At 42.9% G+C, this 21,390-nt stretch carries 18 protein-coding genes; 8 read left to right on the forward strand and 10 right to left on the reverse strand.

Going from position 1 to position 21,390, the window contains the following annotated elements; all coding sequences use genetic code 11:
- Positions 1–12: 12 nt before the first annotated feature.
- The 7 genes from DZ860_RS21840 (at position 13) to DZ860_RS21870 (ending at position 7,418) form a co-directional block, all read left to right on the forward strand.
- Positions 13–744 (forward strand): DUF2182 domain-containing protein, encoded by a 732-nt coding sequence (locus tag DZ860_RS21840; protein WP_207890666.1) that lies wholly within the window; start codon positions 13–15, stop codon positions 742–744.
- A gap of 244 nt (positions 745–988) precedes the next feature.
- Positions 989–2,152: a diguanylate cyclase gene (locus tag DZ860_RS21845; RefSeq protein WP_120035236.1), complete on the forward strand. Its 1,164-nt coding sequence runs from the start codon at positions 989–991 to the stop codon at positions 2,150–2,152.
- Positions 2,153–2,521: 369 nt separating this feature from the next.
- On the forward strand, positions 2,522–4,936 hold the full coding sequence (locus DZ860_RS21850) for a DMSO/selenate family reductase complex A subunit (protein WP_120035238.1): 2,415 nt from the start codon (positions 2,522–2,524) through the stop codon (positions 4,934–4,936).
- Positions 4,937–4,940: 4 nt separating this feature from the next.
- Positions 4,941–5,564, forward strand: a complete 624-nt coding sequence (locus DZ860_RS21855; RefSeq protein ID WP_120035240.1) for a DMSO/selenate family reductase complex B subunit — start codon at positions 4,941–4,943, stop codon at positions 5,562–5,564.
- Positions 5,564–6,331: a dimethyl sulfoxide reductase anchor subunit family protein gene (locus DZ860_RS21860; RefSeq protein ID WP_120035242.1), complete on the forward strand. Its 768-nt coding sequence runs from the start codon at positions 5,564–5,566 to the stop codon at positions 6,329–6,331. Before DZ860_RS21855 ends, DZ860_RS21860 begins: the two co-directional genes overlap by 1 nt.
- 41 nt (positions 6,332–6,372) lie before the next feature.
- Positions 6,373–6,963 (forward strand): molecular chaperone TorD family protein, encoded by a 591-nt coding sequence (locus DZ860_RS21865; protein WP_120035244.1) that lies wholly within the window; start codon positions 6,373–6,375, stop codon positions 6,961–6,963.
- The gene (locus DZ860_RS21870; RefSeq protein ID WP_120035245.1) at positions 6,963–7,418 is read left to right on the forward strand and encodes a 4Fe-4S binding protein; all 456 of its coding nucleotides are present in this window, start codon (positions 6,963–6,965) and stop codon (positions 7,416–7,418) included. The genes DZ860_RS21865 and DZ860_RS21870 overlap by 1 nt, the downstream gene beginning before the upstream one ends.
- A gap of 59 nt (positions 7,419–7,477) precedes the next feature.
- On the opposite strand, the gene DZ860_RS21875 is transcribed toward DZ860_RS21870, so the two are convergent.
- The 5 genes from DZ860_RS21875 to DZ860_RS21895 form a co-directional block, all read right to left on the reverse strand.
- Positions 7,478–8,956: an alanine/glycine:cation symporter family protein gene (locus DZ860_RS21875; protein ID WP_120035247.1), complete on the reverse strand. Its 1,479-nt coding sequence runs from the start codon at positions 8,954–8,956 to the stop codon at positions 7,478–7,480.
- 848 nt (positions 8,957–9,804) lie between these two features.
- A complete protein-coding gene (locus tag DZ860_RS21880) occupies positions 9,805–10,788 on the reverse strand; it encodes an MBL fold metallo-hydrolase (protein WP_120035249.1) in 984 nt (327 codons plus the stop codon).
- A 257-nt stretch (positions 10,789–11,045) separates the two neighbouring features.
- On the reverse strand, positions 11,046–11,336 hold the full coding sequence (locus DZ860_RS21885; RefSeq protein ID WP_207890667.1) for a SemiSWEET transporter: 291 nt from the start codon (positions 11,334–11,336) through the stop codon (positions 11,046–11,048).
- Between the two features lie 163 nt (positions 11,337–11,499).
- Positions 11,500–12,837 carry a 6-phospho-alpha-glucosidase gene (locus DZ860_RS21890; RefSeq protein WP_120035252.1) on the reverse strand — a complete coding sequence of 446 codons (1,338 nt, stop codon included), beginning with the start codon at positions 12,835–12,837 and terminating at the stop codon, positions 11,500–11,502.
- Positions 12,838–12,923: 86 nt separating this feature from the next.
- A complete protein-coding gene (locus DZ860_RS21895; RefSeq protein WP_120035254.1) occupies positions 12,924–14,561 on the reverse strand; it encodes an alpha-glucoside-specific PTS transporter subunit IIBC in 1,638 nt (545 codons plus the stop codon).
- A gap of 307 nt (positions 14,562–14,868) precedes the next feature.
- Between DZ860_RS21895 and DZ860_RS21900 the strand changes: the two genes are divergently transcribed.
- Complete coding sequence (locus tag DZ860_RS21900; RefSeq protein WP_120035256.1) at positions 14,869–15,567, forward strand: GntR family transcriptional regulator; 699 nt, start codon at positions 14,869–14,871, stop codon at positions 15,565–15,567.
- Between the two features lie 123 nt (positions 15,568–15,690).
- On the opposite strand, the gene DZ860_RS21905 is transcribed toward DZ860_RS21900, so the two are convergent.
- From DZ860_RS21905 to DZ860_RS21925, 5 genes are all read right to left on the reverse strand, one after another.
- A complete protein-coding gene (locus DZ860_RS21905; RefSeq protein WP_120035258.1) occupies positions 15,691–16,116 on the reverse strand; it encodes a universal stress protein in 426 nt (141 codons plus the stop codon).
- 1 nt (position 16,117) lies between these two features.
- The gene (locus tag DZ860_RS21910) at positions 16,118–17,440 is read right to left on the reverse strand and encodes a TRAP transporter large permease (protein ID WP_120035260.1); all 1,323 of its coding nucleotides are present in this window, start codon (positions 17,438–17,440) and stop codon (positions 16,118–16,120) included.
- Positions 17,437–18,018: a TRAP transporter small permease subunit gene (locus DZ860_RS21915; protein ID WP_120035262.1), complete on the reverse strand. Its 582-nt coding sequence runs from the start codon at positions 18,016–18,018 to the stop codon at positions 17,437–17,439. Before DZ860_RS21915 ends, DZ860_RS21910 begins: the two co-directional genes overlap by 4 nt.
- 119 nt (positions 18,019–18,137) lie before the next feature.
- A complete protein-coding gene (locus tag DZ860_RS21920; RefSeq protein WP_120035264.1) occupies positions 18,138–19,169 on the reverse strand; it encodes a TRAP transporter substrate-binding protein in 1,032 nt (343 codons plus the stop codon).
- A gap of 315 nt (positions 19,170–19,484) precedes the next feature.
- A complete protein-coding gene (locus tag DZ860_RS21925; RefSeq protein WP_120035270.1) occupies positions 19,485–20,996 on the reverse strand; it encodes a DEAD/DEAH box helicase in 1,512 nt (503 codons plus the stop codon).
- Positions 20,997–21,390 lie beyond the last annotated feature (394 nt).

Below are 21,390 nucleotides of genomic sequence, written 5' to 3' on the forward strand. Positions count from 1 at the left end.
AGTAGCGTGACTATGCCAACGCAATCACGACATTATTCTCGCCAAATCCTCCTGACTATAGTCATCACTATCATCACGATGAGTTGGTTCTATATGTCATTTCTTATGACAATGAATATGGCCCCTGTCAGTCAATGGAATGGTTATGATGTGGTAATGCTTTTCATCATGTGGACAATCATGATGTTTGGCATGATGCTACCATCAGCTATTCCGGTAATCATGCTAGTCAACAATATCAATCAGCAGCGTAAAGTCCGAGGGGCAAGCTACATACACAGTGCTTATTTTATTCTTGGATATCTTATTGCTTGGACACTTTATAGTGTGCTTATCACCCTCATTCAGTATTGGCTGCACCATTTATCATTGTTAACACCAATGATGATGAGTAGTGAAATATGGTTCACCACTATTTTGCTTTTTGTTGCCGGTATTTACCAATGGCTCCCCATAAAACAACGCTGCTTAAACGCTTGTCGCTCTCCTCTCGGTTTCTTAATGAAAGAATGGGGAGAGGGCTATACTTCCGCGGTCAAATTAGGCTTCAAACATGGTCAATATTGCTTGGGCTGCTGCTGGTTTCTAATGGCATTACTCTTCACCGCAGGAGTGATGAATCTCAAATGGATTATGCTATTAACACTGATCGTATTAGCTGAAAAAATGCTCCCAAAAGGTGAAATTATTTCTCGCCTTTTGGGCGTAGGGCTGATGGTTTACGCGGTATATTTGCATATTTGAGAACAGTCAACATAACCTGTTATATCATTACTGAACCTCTGTCATCTGTGCCCCACTCTTTCTTCATTAGGGAAAAGCAATATCGAAAACGCGTACTTTAAACGCAGGCAATAGCATACATTTTGACCATTCCTTGATTTAAATTAATGTATTTTACCACATGGCGTTTACAATTTAGTTTATTATTGTTTTCAATATTGCTACCTAAGACACTCAATTAGACCAACTGAATAGTGGAGTCAAGATGGAGAAAATACTGTCAGAAACACACAGGCTTAATCTCCATAAGAAACTGCTCATTGTTTTTGCTCTCATTTCCATCGGTGTTATTGGTTTCTTAGTACTATTCAGCTTCACCTTTTCATCAAGCTTACTAAAAGAAAAGGAATTGCAATCACGCCAATTGGTGGAATCGGCACTCGGTGTAGTTGAGTATTTTCAGCATCTTGAAGAACAAGGCGCTCTTTCTAAACAAGAAGCGCAAAATAACACTCTCCAAGCACTCCAAAACATCCACTATGGATCCAATGGTTATTTTTGGGTTATTGATATCGAACAGCACTCTCTAATACCCGCTAACTCAAGCACACCAATCGACCATGAGGTCATCGTTCAAGCAAATAAAAAGGGGAAACTCTTTTTCCAAAATACTATCGAGTTGGCCTTGAATGGCGGTGGTTGGGTGCACTATTGGTGGCCCAAACCGAAATCATCAACAGAACAACAAAAAGTCTCATACGTTTCCCACATCCCCGAGTGGAACTGGGTAATAGGAACGGGTTTATACCTTGACGAAACTAAAGAGAATGTACTTTGGACCACGTTCAAATCAACCGGATTTGTCATGCTGGTTTTTCTTATATTGATCTCGATTAGTATCACTTTCATCAATGATTTCTTTAGCCAGATGGGGGAATTAACGGTGCGAGACGCATTAACTAACCTTCATACTAAACGTTTCCTAGAAGAGATAATCCCAATACTCATCAATAAGCAAGAAAGCGCACCAAATCATTATCTCGCCGTTCTCTTTCTTGATATTGACCACTTTAAATATGTCAACGATACATATGGGCACAACTATGGCGATAATGTACTGACGCAAATTGCGAACACGATACTTCATAGCATTGATCACAAGGATTACTGTATCCGCTATGGCGGTGAAGAGTTCGTGGTTGTCGGGCTCTTCAAAAACAAAATTGAACTACTTAATGTAGCAGAACGAATTCGAACTAAGGTTGAAAACACCTTATTCGACATCGACGGGCTAGAATTTAACGTAACTATAAGCTGTGGTATCGCTATTCATGACAATAGCAAACGCTCATTTAACGAAACCCTATTGCTCGCCGATAAAAAGCTTTATGCCTCCAAAGAGCAAGGCCGTAATTGCGTCACAATATAGCGGTTTTGCGATACCTGTTCGACTCAAACGTACACCTTATGACTGCTATTTCATCCAGAATTACAGTGCATTTTCAGCTGCTAAAGTTTACTTCTTTACATTAAAAATGAGAGCTCATAGTTCTTTAAAAAACACTAGTCAGTATTTTCGAAAAACCTCGCAAAAATCACAAATCTTATATCTAAGCTCTATCTATTTTTTACCGGATCACATATTGATAAATTAGATACTACTGCTAAGCCCTTACACTTGATAGGGTCACTATCAGATGACTATCACCCATCAAAAAACCCTTTAGGAACAATGATATAATAATAAAAATCATTCCTATTCAAAACGAGATTTGTATTACACTGTAAAGGAATATTTATGGCTACTTTGCCGTTTCTAAATATAGAAACCACCCGCCGTAAGCTACTCGAGTACTCAAGTAAACTCAGCGCGACTGCTGCTGTTGCTAGCTCACTAGCTACTCTACCACTGAGCAAAAAAGCCAGTGCTACGCCAACCTCTGCCCCTGCAGAGTTTAAATACAGTGCCTGTTTGGTTAACTGTGGTTCCCGCTGTGCACTAAAAGTCAAAGTGCAAGATGGGAGAATTCTACAAGTTGAGCCTGCTGACACCGATAGCGATGCCGTATTTGGCGAGCACCAAATTCGTCCTTGTTTACGTGGACGATCCAACAAATTCCGCGTTTACAATCCTGACCGCTTAAAGTATCCAATGAAGCGTGTTGGAAAACGAGGTGAGGGCAAATTCGAACGTATCAGTTGGCAAGAAGCCACTCAAACCATCGCCGATCAACTAACACGCGTCTATGATACATACGGTCCTGAAGCTGTTTACTTCCAGTATGGCACCGGTGCGTATTACCACACGCAAGGTCGTGAAGCTTGGCTACGCCTATTAACTCAAGCTGGCGGTTACCTAAATTACTTCAACTCTTACTCAACCGCTCAAATCAACGGTATGACACCATTCACTTGGGGTAAGTATGCCGGCACTCACTTCACTGAAATTGAAGACTCAGATTTAGTGGTACTTTTCAGCCTAAACCTGTCAGAAACTCGTATGTCGGGTGGCGGTCAAGTTGAAGAGATGCGTCGTGCACTAGAAAAATCTGGTGCGAAAGTGATCCTGATAGACCCTCGTTATACTGATTCAGGTGTAGTAAGCGATGCAGAGTGGTTACCAATCAAACCAACCACTGATGCAGCACTGGTTGCAGCATTGATCCACACCATGCTCAAAGAAGAGTTGATCGACGAAGAACAAATCAGCAAATATGCCATTGGCTTTGGCCGCGATACTCTGCCAGCAAATGCAGCAGAGAACGGCAGCTACAAAGACTACATCCTAGGTAGCGGCAAAGATGGCGTTGAGAAAACACCACAGTGGGCAGCAACTATTACTGGTATTCCTGCTAAACGCATCGTTCAATTAGCCCGTGAAATAGCCAACGCAAAAGCATGTTACATAGCCCAAGGTTGGGGGGCACAACGCCACCACAATGGCGAACACAGCGTACACGCGATTCAGTCACTGTGTGTTATTTCTGGTCACTTTGGTCGCGCGGGTACTAATACCGGTAACTGGGCATACTCAACCAAATATGGCGTACCACTACTGCCTCGCCCTGCCAACCCAGTAAAAACTGCAATTCCGGTGTTCTCTTGGACAGACGCCATTGAAAACCCTGAGATCTTTACACCTGAAACTCTCGGCTTAAAAGGTGCTGACAAGCTTCAACATGGCATTAAAATGATGATCAACCAAGCAGGTAACGTGCTTGGTAACCAACATGGTGATCTTAACCGGACCCGTCAGATCTTAGCCGATGACAGCAAGTGTGAGTTTATTGTGGTCATCGATAATCACATGACGCCAACAGCGAAGTTTGCCGATATCCTGCTACCAGAAACCACCTATTTAGAAGCATCAGACCTCGTTGATAACGCTTACGCTTCTGGTTCAAACCACTTTATGATCTCAATGGAAAATACCATTGAACCTATGTGGGAAGTGCGCTCTACCTATGATGTCTGTGCTGATATTGCTGGTCACCTTGGCTTTAAACAAACATTCACCGAAGGGCGTAGCCAAGCACAATGGATTGAAAAACACTACAACGATATTCGCGCAAAACGCACCTACTTGCCGGAGTTCGAGAAAGTACGTGGCACAGGTGTTATCGACCAGCAACGTGCCAAGAAAGAAGACAGCATTCCATTTGCAGACTTCTATCAAGATCCTGCAGCTAACCCACTAACGACGCCTTCTGGTAAGTTCGAAATCTTCGCCACTAAGGTTCAAGAGCGCGTCGATACATGGGTTCTACCTGATGGTCACTACATGACCGCGATTCCTGAATATGTGCCTGTACCAAATTCACATATGGACTTGGAAAAATTCCAAAAATTCCCATTGCAGATGACGGGCTTCCATACCAAAGGTCACACTCACTCAACGTATGCCAATGTTGGCGTTGTGGCAGAAGCGGTGCCTGATGAAATCTGGATTAACCCTATCAACGCACAGCAGCGTGGCATCGAAAATGGCGATATGGTTCACGTGTTCAACGAATACGGCAAGATCCTAGTCGCAGCGAAAGTGACTAACCGCGTAATGCCGGATGTCACTGCTATGCCTCAAGGCGCATGGTCGGTAATGAAGAATGGTGTCGACATTGGTGGCTGTATTAACAACCTAACCAGTCACCTATTTTCGCCTATCACGAAAGGCAACCCACAACATACCAACCTAGTAGAAATTCAAAAGGCATAACTAAATGAAACAATTAGGCTTTTATATTGATTCATCTCGCTGCTCAGGTTGTAAAACTTGCCAAGTGAGTTGCAAAGACAAAAACGATATTGATGTCGGTCGTAAGTTCCGTCGTATTTATGAGTACGGTGGTGGTTCTTGGGCAAAAGATAGTGATGGCGCATGGTCGCACCAAACATTCGCTTACTATCTCTCTGTCGCTTGTAACCATTGTGATGACCCTATCTGTGTTGCTGGCTGTCCAACCCAAGCAATGCACAAACGTCAAGACAATGGCCTAGTACTCGTCGATCAAGATAAGTGTATTGGTTGTCGCTACTGTGCAATGCGCTGCCCTTACGGCGCGCCGCAGTATGACAAAGAGAAAAACGTGATGTCAAAGTGCGACGGCTGCCTTGACCGTCTCGAGCAAGGTCTGAATCCGATTTGTGTTGATTCATGCCCACAACGCGCCATTGAGTTTGGTGATATCAACGAGCTACGCGCCAAGTATGGCAACCAGCGTGATGTCGCCCCACTCCCAGACTCACGCATCACGAGCCCTAACTTGATTGTGCGCACCCACAGTAATGCCGTTGCGAGTAACAGCAATATAGGTGAACTGCAAAACCCTACAGAGGTGAAATAATGCACGAGTTATCTTTAGTTTTTTTTACATTTCTTGCGCAAACTTCTGTCGGAATAGTGGTGTTGTCTACCTTAGCTCTACTTATTGGCAAGATGGATCGCCACCAGCATGAAAAAGCGCTTTATGCCGCATTTGCTGCTTTGGCTCTTGGGGGAGTTGCATCATTAACTCATCTAGGTCAACCACTTAAAGCTATCAACGCACTCTCTGCCATTGGACAATCTCCAATGAGTAACGAAATCATCGCGACGATAATGTTTGGTGGACTACTGCTTGCTACACTGGTGTGTCTCAAAGTAAAACAAGGCAACAACACAGTAAAATCCGTGAGTCTATTTTCTACCTTTGCTGGTGTGGTGTTGGTACATACAATTCCAACTATCTACACCATTGAAAGTGTGACTGCTTGGAATACTATGTATACCTCGATCTACATGCTCCTCACTCCATTGATTATGGGCGCAACAGTGGTATTCCTAATTTGTGGCTGCCGCCTATTTAAGTACACAGCGTTAATCAGCCTGTTAGTAGGCATCATTTTAATGCCAAGTTACTTTGCGCATATTGGTTTGTCTACGGCAACCTTATCTGGTCAAGACACGCTTTTCTGGATGCTAAAACTCGCTTTTGCAGGGTTAGCAATTATCAGCCTGTCGTCAAAGAAAAAAGACAACACCCAGTTTGCTTCGCTCGCGGTAGTTTTTGTTGCCGCTTCAGAGATTGCTGGTCGTATCGGCTTCTTTGAACTTTGGCAAATCGGTATGTAATAAATAATGGGGAGCTTAGCTCCCCTATTCAGGTATTTTTAATGAACAACTTAGCTTTACTGCCACGTGCTCTCGGCGCACTGTTTTACTACTCACCGGTTGAACAAATCAACTTAGCGACTCTGAATGATCTTGAATCGCTCGCCAATGCATATCAATGGCAAAATATTGAAACGGTAAGCGCTCTTATTACCTCTTTACAACAACATCGCTACTCAGCGAATAAATACAATTTCTCAGTATTGTTTGAAGGACAAGGTGAAATGATCGCGCCACCGTGGGGCTCGGTGTATCAAAACCGTGAAAACCTCGTCATGGGGGATTCGACTGCAGCTTATTATGAATTTTTAGCTCGTGTCGGTATTGATTTTGAAATTAAAAACCAGCCATTAGATCAGTTTGGTTTAATGATGTGGGCACTAGCGTTACTAATGGAAGAGGGTAACCAGGTTGCTATTGTCGAGTTTTTAGCTGTGCATCTACTCCCTTGGAGTGATCGTTATCTAGAGTTACTGCAAAGCAACCCAGAAAGTCCGTTTTATGCCGATTTAGCCAAACTGACTGAACTATTTCTAAACCAAGTTAAAACTGAAATTGGGCTGACTATCGAGCCTATCAAGCTGTATAAATAATGACTGAGATTAACCATTCAAAACGAGCGCTGTTTGAACGTTTTCGGCCAAAATTAGTGGAACCATCTACCGATTTTATTCGCCCACCTCAAGCGCTTGAAGAAGTGCATTTCTTACAACTGTGTGATCAATGCGTGCGCTGCGTGTCAGTTTGCCCGAATAACGCAATTATACTTGAGCATGGCTACCCTGTACTCTCTGGTGCTTGTGATAGTTGCTACCAATGCGTACAAGCATGTCCTACAGGGGCTCTAACGCATTCAAAACTAAAAGCGAACGTCAATTTTCGTTGCAGTGCAAAACTGGCAAGCCATTGCCAATCATGTGTTGAAGTGTGTCAACAAAACGCAATCACCATCAAACCGGGCGAGTCCGCAGCGATTGATAGCCAAGCATGTTCAGGGTGTGGGGATTGTTTAAACGCTTGTGCGTTTTTTGCTATAACTCTTGATTGATGGAATTGGATCTTATAAAAATCCCCACTCTTGAGTGGGGATTAAATTAACATCAGTCGTTATTTTACCGCAGGTTCTGCATCTTTTGTTTGCCATGCATCTTCTAATTCATCCAATTCAGGAAACTTAGAACGGTCAAACGAAGGTGTTTTGCCTTGTTTCAGTTGCTCTTCATAATCTTTGATCACTTTGATCGCTAATTTTGAAAGCAGCAAAATAGCAACGATATTGGTCAGAGCCATCGCGCCCATTGATGCATCAGCCAGGCTCCATACGACAGGTAAAGATGCCACAGAGCCGAACATCACCATGCCCAACACACAAAGGCGGAAAATAAACAGGCCTTTTTTGCTGTTGCCATTAAGGAACATCACGTTTGTTTCTGCATAGCTATAGTTAGCAATGATAGAAGTAAAACAGAACAAGATGATAGCTGCAGCCATGAAGTACGCCGTCCATGACCCTAGTTCATTACTCAATGCTTGTTGTAGTAAACTGATACCAGTTGCCGCATCTGGTTGATCCATCACACCACTTAGCATAATCATTGCAGCAGATGCAGTACAGATCACCAACGTATCAGCAAATACACCAAGCATTTGAACAAAACCTTGTGATGCTGGGTGATTTGGATTTGGTGTCGCACTTGCTGCCACGTTTGCTGCAGAACCCATACCCGCTTCATTTGAGAACAAACCACGCGCAATACCACTTTGCATCGCTTGAGCAATAGTATAAGCCACGCCACCAGCTGCAGCTTCTTGCCATCCAAATGCACTCTTAACGATCAACATCAGTACCGCTGGAACCTCTGTGATATTCATAATCACAATGACCAAAGCAATCACTAGATAGCCAATAGCCATAATCGGTACGATACCTGTTGATACTTTCGCTACTTTTTGTAAGCCGCCCATGATTACAAGCGCAGAACAAACTACGATGACCACGCCAGTAATAGTTTCATTGAACCCGAAAGAGTGACTTAGCGCGTCTGTAATCGTATTCGCTTGAACTGCATTAAATACCAAGCCAAAAGCGATGATAAGAAAAATTGAGAATAATGAGCCCATCCAACGTTGGCCTAGACCTTTTTCCATGTAGTAAGCAGGGCCGCCGCGATATTGACCATCGACATCTTTAAATTTATAGATTTGAGCTAATGTGGATTCGATGAACGCCGTTGCCATACCAAATAGGGCAATCAGCCACATCCAAAAAATTGCACCCGGTCCGCCCACGGTCAATGCAACCGCAACACCAGCCATGTTACCAGTACCGACACGTGCGGCCATAGACGTACAAAACACTTGATACGAACTCAGCCCGTTATCCACTTCACGGCCACTCTTTAAGATTTGAGTTGCGTGCTTAAATTGTCTAATTTGAATAAAACCAAGACGAACAGTGAAATAAACCCCAACAAACACCAGTAGATACACCAGCACTTGCCCCCAAAGCACGCCATTAATGGCGCCTACTACGTTATTTAATCCTGTATTTAACGCAGCTAGCCACGATTCATTGGTACCGTTCATATTTTATCCTGTATATGAGGTTCTATTAAATGTCTCATAGAACTAATGGGAATGTCGCTACTCGACATTCATGTAAACCATTCCGATTTATTATGTTTATTTGGTTGTGTTCCTGTGCCAGTGGTTAATCAAAGTGAGCCTGATGCTTAGCGTTCAATTAACGACAACAGCGCAAAATCGCCGAGAAATTAGCATAAATTAAGACTTTCATTTAGCTCGAAATATGTAACTTTTTGTAAAAAAACCAGCACATCATAGCAGCAGCAAGGCTCTGAGCAAATAACACCATAAATTTCGCGTTACCGAGTTTTATCATATTGTGAGAATTATAAAATTCGTCACAATCTTGATATGCATCGAGTATTTTATGGAAAGTAAGAGATTAAACGTGGATAAATTTGAAGATATTTTCAGAATAATTATAAAACAGTAGAAAAAATGACGATTTTATCGCTTGAAGAGAGGCACTTATGTCAGTGGGCCTCTACTTCTATTAACGCATCAAAAATTCTATTAACGCATTACAAATAGCTCTTCGTGATAGCTGTGCTCAATATTAAATTGGTATGTCTCTAGATCTTTTTTAAGTGCCTTTGAAAACGACTCTGGACCACAAAAATAGAACTTATACTACGGCTTTACGCGATAGGTGCCATAACTCATCCGTCAAACTTTCATCGGTACTACGAATGTAATGATTACCCAAACACTGTGCGGACTGTTTTCATAATTTGATACCCATATTGACGACAACTTTACTTTAGCAATAGAGATGTAAAGCAACGCCAATAAGGGTAAATAGAGGTAAAAGCCTTCTATTTCAAATCAAAGTATTTATGGAAGTATCATTAAAACTGCAGTGAATCGCCTTGCTCAGGGAAAATGAAATTCACACCAAATTTATTCCCCTCAGCCAGTTGTCTTTGAATCACGACTTTTGGGTCTTCACTGTTCTTTAAGCTGTATTTGATATGGCTAACCACTACATCAAGAGTTTCTAGACTGCCTTTACCACTCAACTGCTCTAAAACAGCCAGTTCTTTTAACAACCAATTCGGTGTTAAGTGACCAAATAAAGATTTGTCAGGGGTTTCATTGGTGTATGACACTTCTATCACCATCCCTTTCAATTTGCCTTGCTTAGCAAATGGTGCCAGAGTGGACCACACCTTACGCATTGCGGTACTTTTCTCAACTTCATCAGGGCCAGTATCACCAAAGTAAGCAAATACTTCACCCGCTGGATTTTTCAATACAAACGCGGTTGATTGCCCACCAGAGTGCGCTAAAGGTAAAGCCATTACTTGTAAAGAGGTACCATCGACTGCTAACCATTGTGATGGCATTAAGTCGACATAATCATATTTATTCAGCTTGTAGCCATTACCCTCGTTACCAAAATTAGGCCAAGCAGACCAATTAAAATAATTATCCATCAACGCTTGATTGGTTGCTTCTAAACCATAAATTGGTTTTTTACTGTCATCAGGAGAGGAAATAATCATCCCCGCGACATGATCTAAATGGGCGTGACTAATAAAATAGCCTTTAATTCGATCATTCAATACATGGCCAACTCGAGTATAAGGTGATCCCTCAGGTAATCTTAAATCGGCAAACGCACCCTTTTGTTCTGCGGCAATAAGTCCATTTACAACAGAGCCCGCATCCAACATGACATAATTCTTATCATTTTCGCCCTTAATTAAAAAAGCGGTAAGGTTACCATCCTGGATTCCACCTTTACTTCCTAGCGTAACCGTATCAAAACTAGTCGAGTTCGCGCTAAAAGATAAACACGCGGCAAGCAATGCCATATTATTCTTAAACATATTTAACCTTGTTATTTTGCATACTCACAAAGACTCAAGCACACAAATTTATAAAACTAACGTAAACAGCTGATTATTTTTTCGATGCGATTGTACGAAAGAAATAAGATCAAATAGTTGAAGTCGGTTCCGTTTTATAACGATGATATACGTCACCATTTAAAACTCAGAGAAAAAACAGATTGGATTTAACGCATAAAACAAAAATCCCACCAAAGGTGGGACAATAGTAAATAAAATAACATCGAACTAAAAAATCAAACTTCACTAACCTCAGGCGTCATACGACGTTTAATAGTAGCTCGAATTTTTAAAACGAGAATGATACTTGCCAACACCAAGGTAATTGCATTTGCGACAATAATTGGGGGATCTTGCACCACAACACCGTACACCAGCCAAAGAAAAACACCTGAAACAAAGATGCTGTACATGGCTAACGAAATAGAATCTGTATTGCCAGTTTTTAATATATGAAGAACCTGAGGAACAAAGGAACACGTGGTACAAAAAGCCGCGATATACCCAAGTAGTGTGACATCAAACATGATTTATACATCCATTTTGTAAAAAACGCTTGCTCAATATGCCCGCGAAAATTGATGGGAAAAATCAAATGACATTCAAGTCATCCAAGTAAGACCATCAAATATTCCATCCGAAAAAGCCCCGCGAACAATGTTCACAGGGCCTTAAATCATCGTATCAAATTTACTTCATTTCTACCCAGAAGTCTTTGTTCGCTTCCAATAAATCATCAAGAATTGCTTTCGCTACTGATGCACTTGGAATCGTCGCTGATAATGTCAATGCTTGCCACAATCTTTGCTTAGATTGCTCAACATGCGCTTTAACCACCAACTTCTCGACTGAAACTTGTTGGCTCATCATCCCTTTTTGGAACTCAGGAATTTCACCGATTTGTAGTGGTTTCGCACCTGTGTTATCAACAATACAAGGAATCTCTACCATCGCCGTTGGGTCAAAGTTAGCTATAGCACCATTGTTAGGCACAATCAGTAACATACGTTCTTTAGTGTTGAATGCGATAGCGGTTGCTAGGTCAACAATGTAAGACGCGTGCTCTTCTACTTCGATAGTGGTGTCAACGGCAGTGCCCGTCGCAATAATGCGGTGACATTCAGTAAACACTTCCGCCTCTCGGCCTTCCATCACTTCGTTGGCACGAGTAAACTCTTTGTTTGAGTGCTCTACCACGTAGTCTGGATACATGTAGTATTTTAGGTACGTATTTGGAATTGTTTCTGGGTCTAATGCATACACATCACGAACTTTAATAAAGGTCTCTTTCCAAGATTCATCAGTATGTTGCGCGCCATTCATCGCACTTGGCGGTAGGTAACCAAATTCTTGGATATATTCTTTGATGCGCGGCATCAGATCTTCACCTGTTTTCGCATCTTTAAACTCTTTCCACCAGCCGAAGTGGTTTAGACCGTAGTACATAATGTCGAACTGCTTACGATCTTCGTAACCTAGAATCTCAGCAATACGAGTTTCGATACCAATTGGCATATCACAGATGTTAAGCACTTTTGAGTTAGGGCGCATTACGCGGCAAGCTTCTGCAACGATGGCTGCCGGGTTTGAGTAGTTTAGCATCCAAGCGTTTGGTGAATATTTTTCCATGAAATCAATCATTTCAATTACAGCTGGAATCGAACGTAAACCGTAAGCCATACCACCCGCACCACAAGTTTCTTGACCAACACAGCCATGGCGTAGTGGGATCTTTTCATCTTGTTCACGCATTGCGTATAGGCCAGCGCGAATGTGTGCCATACAGAAATCAATATCAGTAAACGCTTCTTCAGGGTCCGTCGTGTATGAAAACTCAATATGAGGAGCACGCTCTTTCAGTAGAATCTTACAAGCTTCAGCGACTGTCTCCTGGCGAGCAGCGAAGTTATCGTAGAACTTCAATTTACGAATTGGAAAACGGTCTTGGTTTTCTAGCAGCATCATCACGATGCCTGGAGTGAATGTTGAACCGCCGCCTGCAATAACTACTGAGAATTCTTTTTTCATAATATGCCTCGTTTATGTAGGGCAGCGCCTCCGCCGCCCACTGATATTTGTTTAAAATTGATATGTGAGATTTTTTAGTTTTTGTTTTAACTAGCCGGGCTGAGTGTTAGCTCTTCATTATTTGCTTTTGCTTTCAATTCTGCTTTATAGACGCTGACAATCTTCTCGCACTCTTCACGAAGCTGAGGAACACTCAGGCCAATAATGACTTGTACCGCTTTACCGTTTTTCACTAAGTTCACTGCACCGGTACTCATGAAGTACTCAGGAGATTGCACTTTATCTGGGTCAATCACAGTGACACGTAAGCGAGTCGCACAGTTACTTAGGTCTTCTAGGTTTTCGACGCCACCTAACCCTTCTAGTGTTTCAATCGCTTGAATCTGTAGAGGACTTGCTCCTTGAACACCTTTACCTGCAATACCATGTTTTTTATTGAAATCTTCTTTATTGTGCAGCTTCATTTCTGCATCACCGCGACCCGCAATTGGCACATCAAATTTCACAATTAAGAATCGGAACGTGAAGTAGTAAATACACGTAAAGCACAGACCAATCGCGATTTGCGTCACCACCATGCTGGTATGGTTACCCAATAGTGGAATCCAGTTACCAGTAGCAAACTCAATTAAACCGCCACCCATGTTGCCAACCACGCCGAAGCTGTACATCACCATCGCCATCGCACCAGCCAGCACGGCATGAATCGCAAATAACCAAGGCGCAATGAATAAGAACGTAAACTCAAGTGGCTCAGTGATACCGACTAATACTGCTGTTAATGTTGCAGGAATAAGCAATGCTGCTACTTTTTTACGGTTTTCAGGTTTTGCTGTGTGGTACATCGCCAATGCGATACCCGTACAACCAAAGATTTTTGAGTTACCGTGCAATGCAAAACCACCTGCGGGGAAGAGATCCTTCATTGCTTGACCAGACTGAGTAAACGCTTCTAGGTTGGTAAACCAGTCCACAGCAATACCATTCGGTGTTGCAATGTTTCCGTAGACAAATGGTGCATAAACAAAATGGTGCAAGCCTGTTGGGATAAGAATTCGTTCTAGGAATGTGTATAACCACACGCCGAATGAACCCGATTCCACCATAAATGTTTGTAGCCCTAATATGCCGTGTTGAATTGATGGCCATACGTATAGGGTTAGCCAAGCCGCTGGCAGCATGGCAAAGAAAGAGATCATCGCAACATAAGAGGCACCTTGGAAAATGCCTAAATAAGAGGGTAATTGCTTCTCAAATGTGCGGTTATGAATCCACGTCACTAGGCCTGAAATGATAATGGCGCCAAAAATACCCGTATCAATTGTCTTTATACCCGCGATTTCCGTTAATCCTGAGGTTCCTCCAATTGGTTGAGAAAAATCAACATTAAAGAACTCCCCCCAGAAACCACCCATGGCTCCTACGAAATAGTTAAAGGTTAAGTAAGAAACCATTACGACCATGACTGCACGTGCATGAGCCGTTTTCGCTAACCCGATTGGCAAGCCAACCGCAAATAGTAGCGCCATATTACGGAAGATAGTCCAGCCACCTTCTTCAATAACTTGTAACACTTGATAATAGAGCCCATTTTTATCAGCAAGATCACCAACAAAAACTGGGTTTTTAAGAACAATCGTTAAGCCCACTAATATCCCGACAAACGGGAAGAGTAAAACTGGGGTAAACATTGCTCCGCCTAAACGTTGTATTGCACTCAACATCGCACGGTCCTTTTGTTATCAGTATTTTTCGTTGTAGGTTGTTTTTTTAATCGTTATTAAATATTTCCGAACGTTCCATCTTTCGACACCGCCTAAATTACCCGCAAAAAACCAATAGGACAAATATAGAATATGTTAATCGTGATCGAGTACAAATATAGGATGTGTTATGCGATACTGGTCACTATTAAATACCTATAAGTAACCTTTGCGCTTAAATACGGACAAGGATTAGGCTCACTAGAATAAAGGTCATTGATTTGTTCTATATGCGGTGGTACTTTTAGGCTAATAAGAGAGGGACACTATGTTGTACAAAAAAGTGATGCTTGAATTGAAATCTCGCATCGATTCAGATGAATTCGCAATCAGCGACACCTTACCGACAGAAAAAGAACTCATGGCGGAATACGAGGTAAGCCGTATTACGATCCGCAAAGCCATTGAAGAATTGGTAAAACTAGGATTGGTTGAAAAGCGCCAAGGTGCAGGATCAACCGTGATCGGGAAGACCATGGTCGGATCCATGTTAGCTCTAAAAAGTACCAGCGAATATTTAGTGGATACTGGTGCGCGATTAGAATACAAAATTTGTGAATTCACTCTGATGGATCCCAGCGACGAAATCGCCGAAATCCTCAACATAAGCAAAGACGAAAAAGTCTATTTCATTCGCCGATTTAAGCTTATTAACGGTGCTCCATCCGTTTATGAAGATTCTTACATGCCTATGTCGCTTTATCCAAAGATGAATGTGATGTCGATGGAAGGATCTAAATATCGTTATTTAGAAGAAGAGCTTGGGTTTGAAATCGAGGGGGCGATTCAAGATTTTGAAGCCATAATCCCTGACAAACATATGTGTGAAACATTAGGTGTCAGCCCTAAGAAGCCATTAATTCAAGTCCTCTCTATTGGACAACTGAAAGACGGACGGATCTTCGAATACACCAAAATATGCTCAAGACCTGAGACCATGTCTTATAAGCATTATCTAAAACGCTAATCATGGCGATGAGTTCAAGAAAAAAACAGCAAGGGAGCCAAGGCTCCCTTTTTTATTACTGTTTGTGATTGTTATTTGTTATTTGTTATTTGTTATTGCAGTCAAAATAACTAAAACATACCACTAACGCACAACAAACACAGAACAGTGAGCATGGCGCACCACTTTTGCGGCATTGGAACCCAATAAGTAGGAGCGAAATTTTGGCTTTGCTGAAGCCATCACGATAGCATCCACATCGGTCTGCTTCGCTTGAGTGACAACTTCATCGAATACTACACCGGTACGAATCAGACTCTTTCCGCGGTGAGCAGCCGGTACAAATTGCTCTAGCATCGACTGAACCGTGTTCAAAACAGCCTGGTGTTTCTCTGAAAAAGCCGCACCGCGAGCCGTTGGCACCATACTATGATGGATACGCGCCTCATCAACATACAAGATGTCAATCACGCCATCTTCAGCCAGCAGCTTCAATGCCATTTCTACTTCTTTTCTCACCACTTCTGGATAAGCCAAATCCACTGGCATTAATACATGCTTCAAACTCATATTAATCCACTCCCATCACTTTGTTTGGCAACCACATCACGACTTCCGGGAACACCATGCACATGATCAAAACGCACAGTTTCAGGAAGATGAAAGGAGCAATTGAACGGTAGATATCCATCATGGTAACGCCGGGAGGTGAAATACCTTTCAAATAGAAAAGAGCAAAACCATACGGGGGCGTTTGTACTGCAATCTCGATATTCAGAATCATCAATATACCGAACCAAATAGGATCGTACCCTAACGACATAATAATCGGCGTAAATAACGGTGCGCACATCAAGACAATGATCAGTTCATCAATAATAAAGCCAAGTAATAGCATGATGACTTGCATTAATATGATGACCCCTAACGGAGGCAAACCGAGATCTTCGGTGATCTGAGCCACCATGGTTTGCACACCACTAAGCATATGAAAGTTACTAAATAGTGACGCGCCAAGAATGATCCACATCGAGACGCTCACCAACATCGCAGTTTCAAATCCAGATGATTTAAACATCTCAAAACGAAATCGTTTGAATACAATAGCCAGTAATATCGCGCCGACAACGCCTATCGCCCCTGATTCAGTTGGCGTAGCAATCCCGGTAATAATACTGCCCAGCACGGCAACAATAAGGAGCAAAGAGAAAAAACCATCACGCGCAGTTCGTACTTTTTCTTTGCCTGTCATTTGGCTTTCACTGCCTGTCCCTAATGGCGCTTTTTTTGGGTTTAATTTACAGCTAATAATGACGTAAGCAATCAGCAAGGTAATCGAAATTAACGCGGGGATAACCGCTGCAAGGAACATTCGACCCACTGAGTTTTGCGTTGTTGCGGCATACATGATCATCGGAATGCTCGGTGGGATCAAAATTCCCAACCCGCCACCTGCCATGATCACCCCCAAAGCCAAGCGTTTATCGTAGCCGCGCTCGAGCATAGGTTTTAATGCGATACTGCCTGAGGTCATAATACCCGCACCGATAATACCAACCATTGCTCCAATCATAGAGCAAACACCAATCACACTAATGGCTAATGAGCCACGAATACGACCAATCACCATCTGGCTGGCGTTAAACATGGCATCACCAATGCCAGAACGTGTCAGCAATTGTCCCATATAGATATACAAAGGGATTGCCAGCAGAATGAAACTAAAGAAGTTACTTTCAATTGTGGTGGGAATAAGGTTAAAAATACCCTCTCCCCAAGTCAGATATCCCATCCCCATCGCAATGCCACCTAAGGCAATACCGACTGGCGCACCTAATGCAAAACTGGCGAGAATACAGCCAATTAATAGTAGTGTTAGTACTTCAATACTCATACATCCCCCGCCTCGGCTGAGTAATCAACAGGCGATGCTTCAATCGCCTCTTCTTTGGTTTCAATCAGTTCTTTCCCAGTCATCAGGTAATAAAAATCCTGAACCATGTCGCTGGTAAATTGCAGAATAAATGCGCCACACGCGACCACCATCATCAGCCAAAAATGCGCCATTGAAGGAGCCCATTCCGATTGACGGCGATAGTTAAATTCAATGGCTTCTTCAAATTTACCGAAGCTCATCATCAAGACGACGCATAAAAAGAAAATGGCGAGAGAATAAGAAAGTAAGTTAAAGAAAGATCGCATTCGGGCAGAAACAGAAAGGTAAAAAACATCGACGTTGATATGGGCTTTATTTTGTTGTGCTAGTGCCCCGCCGAGTGCTGCGATATAACCAAATAAGAACAGCGAAACGTCATACGCCCAAATCGTTGGAGCGCCTAATACATAACGCGAGAACACTTCAAATGCGACAGTGGCAGCTAATAGCGGCATCAGTATTGAGGCAGATACACCCATCCAATACACCACTCGATTGACCGCACGACAATAGAATGCCAAAACCTGACTAAACATACACATCATCCCTAATACAAAAAAACGAAAAAGGGGAATGCTCCCCTAAAGTTTGGTTAGGATTGGCAACCTAACGAGCTAATTCGACAAAACTCATTAGGCTGCCAAATTTTGCATGGTTAATTATTCTGGATAATTTCCACTAGACGGCTGCTGTACTTATCTGCTTTTGCGTATTCACTCCATAGTGAATTCGCAGCTTCATTCCATTTAGCCACATCGGCATCGTTTGGTTGTGGGCTCCACTCCATGCCTTTAGATTGCATATCTGCAACGGCTTGAGATTCCCACAATCTTGATTTGGTCATTTGCTCACGAGCATGAACCGCACTCGCACCACGGACGATTGCTTGCAGATCTTCTGGTAGCTTATTCCACGCATTTTTGTTTACTACAATCGGCAGAGCTTGCGCGCCAGCGATTGGAAGACGGTACATATATTTTGCCACTTCAACATGGTTACCATCGCGGTGGTCAATTAGGTTACTGCCGATCGAACCGTCGATAACGCCGGTTGCTAGGCTAGTGTAGATTTCGCTCCAAGAAAGTGAAGCGGGTGAAGCACCAAGGTTACGTAAGAATTTACCATACGCCCCTGGCGCACGAATTTTTAACCCTTCGAAATCTTCAACCGATGTAATCGGCTCTTTCGTTAGGATATAAACAGGAAGCTGGATGTAAGGTTCAAGCCAAACAAGATTTTGCTTATCGTAAGCTTCTTCAAGGACTTCACCCCAACCTTTTTCATGGAATAGCGCACTCAGTTCACCGACATCGTCCGTCATACCCGGTAAACCAACTTCAACGACACCTGGAGGAAATTCACCAGCATGCATTGGTTGGAATGGAGCACCCATGGTGATCAAGCCCGACTTTACAGAACCAAACACACCTGTCTGACCAACACCCTCACCAGCGTACATCACTTGGACCGAAATACGGCCGTTAGACATGGTTTCGATGTTTTCAGCGAAGTTTTTGTACACCTCACCATAGGCGGTGCCACGAGAGTAAAGGTTTACAAAACGCCAGTTATGCTCAGCAGCAAAAGCTTGTGAAACGGTGAAAAATGTACTTGATATAGCAAGTGCATAGCCCGCTACTTTACGCGTCAACGTCTTCTTTTGCAGCTTACGTAGGGTATTGAACATGAAATGTCTCCTTGTTGTTTTCCTGTTCTGTCTGGAGTGTCCAGTAACAGTGCTTGAATGACACTCAGCTTCCTCGTTGTCATTTCGTTATCAACTATTACAATTTATTCACATTCGTTAAATGCGCATTTATCCACGTAAAGTTTTATCCCTATCAAACCATCGTGAATTTCCCTCCGCTTTCGCGTGCAACAACGGGGGTTGAGCACAAACCACAAATGACAGGCAAAAAAAAACGACAGCCAAATGACCGTCGTTTTTTAAGCTTTTTTTGCCGTTAACTATTCGAATAACTATCTAAACGAATGTTTGAGCTTAGTTTACTGCTGTTGCTTTCGCCGCTTGACTTGGCTGACGTCGTTGGCCTGCTGGCTTATGACGTGGTTGGCTTGGCTTGCTCTGACCTGCACGTTGAGGTGCGTTCTTTTCACCATTTTGAGAAGAACCAGACGCTTTTGGCTTGCTTCGGTTTGCACCTGAATTGCCTTTACCTTGGCCATTGCCTTGAGCTGCACCTTGCGTATTGCCTTTCGTGCTGTCATTTGAAAAACGACGCGGCTTTCTTGCGCCTAATTTCTTAGCGCCGCCATCAGCATTCGATCCACCGTTTGCATTCGATGTTCTTGGTGCTTTTGGCTTCTTAGGTTTCTTCGCCTTAATAGGACGTGAGTCTAACGTTGAAGCTGCTACCGCGTTTGTCGGCTTAAAACCCTCAAGCTCGAAACGAGGCAATACTTGCTGGATCAGACGTTCAATACCAAACAGATCGACCGCTTCATCTGCACAAACGAACGAAATCGCTTTACCCGATTCACCCGCACGACCAGTACGACCAATACGGTGTACATAATCTTCAGCAATATTCGGCAGTTCAAAGTTAACCACTTGAGGAAGCTGAGGAATATCAATACCACGAGCGGCGATATCCGTTGCAACTAATACGCGTACTTGACCTGATTTAAAATCAGCCAATGCTTTAGTACGTGCACCTTGGCTCTTGTTACCATGAATAGGAGCAGACGTGATGCCCTCTTCATTTAAGAACTGAGATAAACGGTTTGCACCACGCTTAGTACGACAGAAAACCAATGTTTGCTTCCACTGACCATCTTGGATCATTTTCGCCAACATTGGGCCTTTCTTACGCGCGTCAGCTGGATAAATCGCTTGTTCAACCGTTTTTGCGGTTGAGTTTGCTGGTGCAACAGAAACTTCAACAGGGTTGTTCACCAAACCTTTAGCAAGCTGGCGAATCTCATCAGAGAACGTTGCTGAAAACAGCAAGTTCTGACGTCGTTTTGGAAGTAATTCAAGAATTTTACGGATATCACGAATGAAGCCCATGTCCAACATACGGTCAGCTTCATCAAGAACCAACATTTCAAGCTGGCTAAATTTCACTGCGTTTTGATTGTACAAATCCATTAAGCGACCTGGAGTTGCCACCAATACATCAGCACCACTGCGCAGACGTTGCATTTGAGGATTAATCTTCACACCACCAAACACAACCGCCGAGGTCAAATCTAGGTGACGACTGTACATAAACACGTTTTCTTGCACCTGAGCCGCAAGCTCACGAGTCGGCGTCAAAATAAGCGCGCGCACATGGTTAGGTTTCGCTTTTTGCCCTTTCGACAAACGCTCTAAGATTGGTAGAGTAAAGCCTGCTGTCTTGCCTGTCCCTGTTTGAGCGGCAGCCATCACATCTTTACCTTGCAGAACTGCAGGTATAGCTTGAGCTTGAATTGGAGATGGCGTGTCGTATCCTTTTTCTTGGATAGCTTTTAGGATTGGAGCAGAAAGACCTAGCGAGGTAAAACCCATAAATTTGATTCTCAGTTGCAAAAACATACGGTTCATCACTAGCTTGATGCTGTCAGAATCACCTCTAGTGATGCTGGATTAATTCTATGAACCGAAAAGTTCGCCATTTTGCGGTTTTTGTTGCTTCGCATCAACTGATATTTGTGAGAACTGTAGCAGAAAGTTTTTTCAATGGCGTGTATAGGCCGTAAATGACTTAAGTATAAGAGACTTAAATAGAAAGCGCTTCTGCTAACAACTTTGATAAAAAAATTATCCACCGGCATAGCCGGTGGTTTTTCATATGCGCCTATAAGGCTCTCCTACTGGCTGCGCCCTAGCAGGCGCATAGTGACCTGACATTTGCATATGACTATTTCCTGCGGCCCGTAAACGGGCTACCTGAATACGGGAT

Origin of the sequence: Vibrio sinensis, from assembly GCF_003605645.1 — a bacterium.
GTDB lineage: Bacteria > Pseudomonadota > Gammaproteobacteria > Enterobacterales > Vibrionaceae > Vibrio > Vibrio sinensis.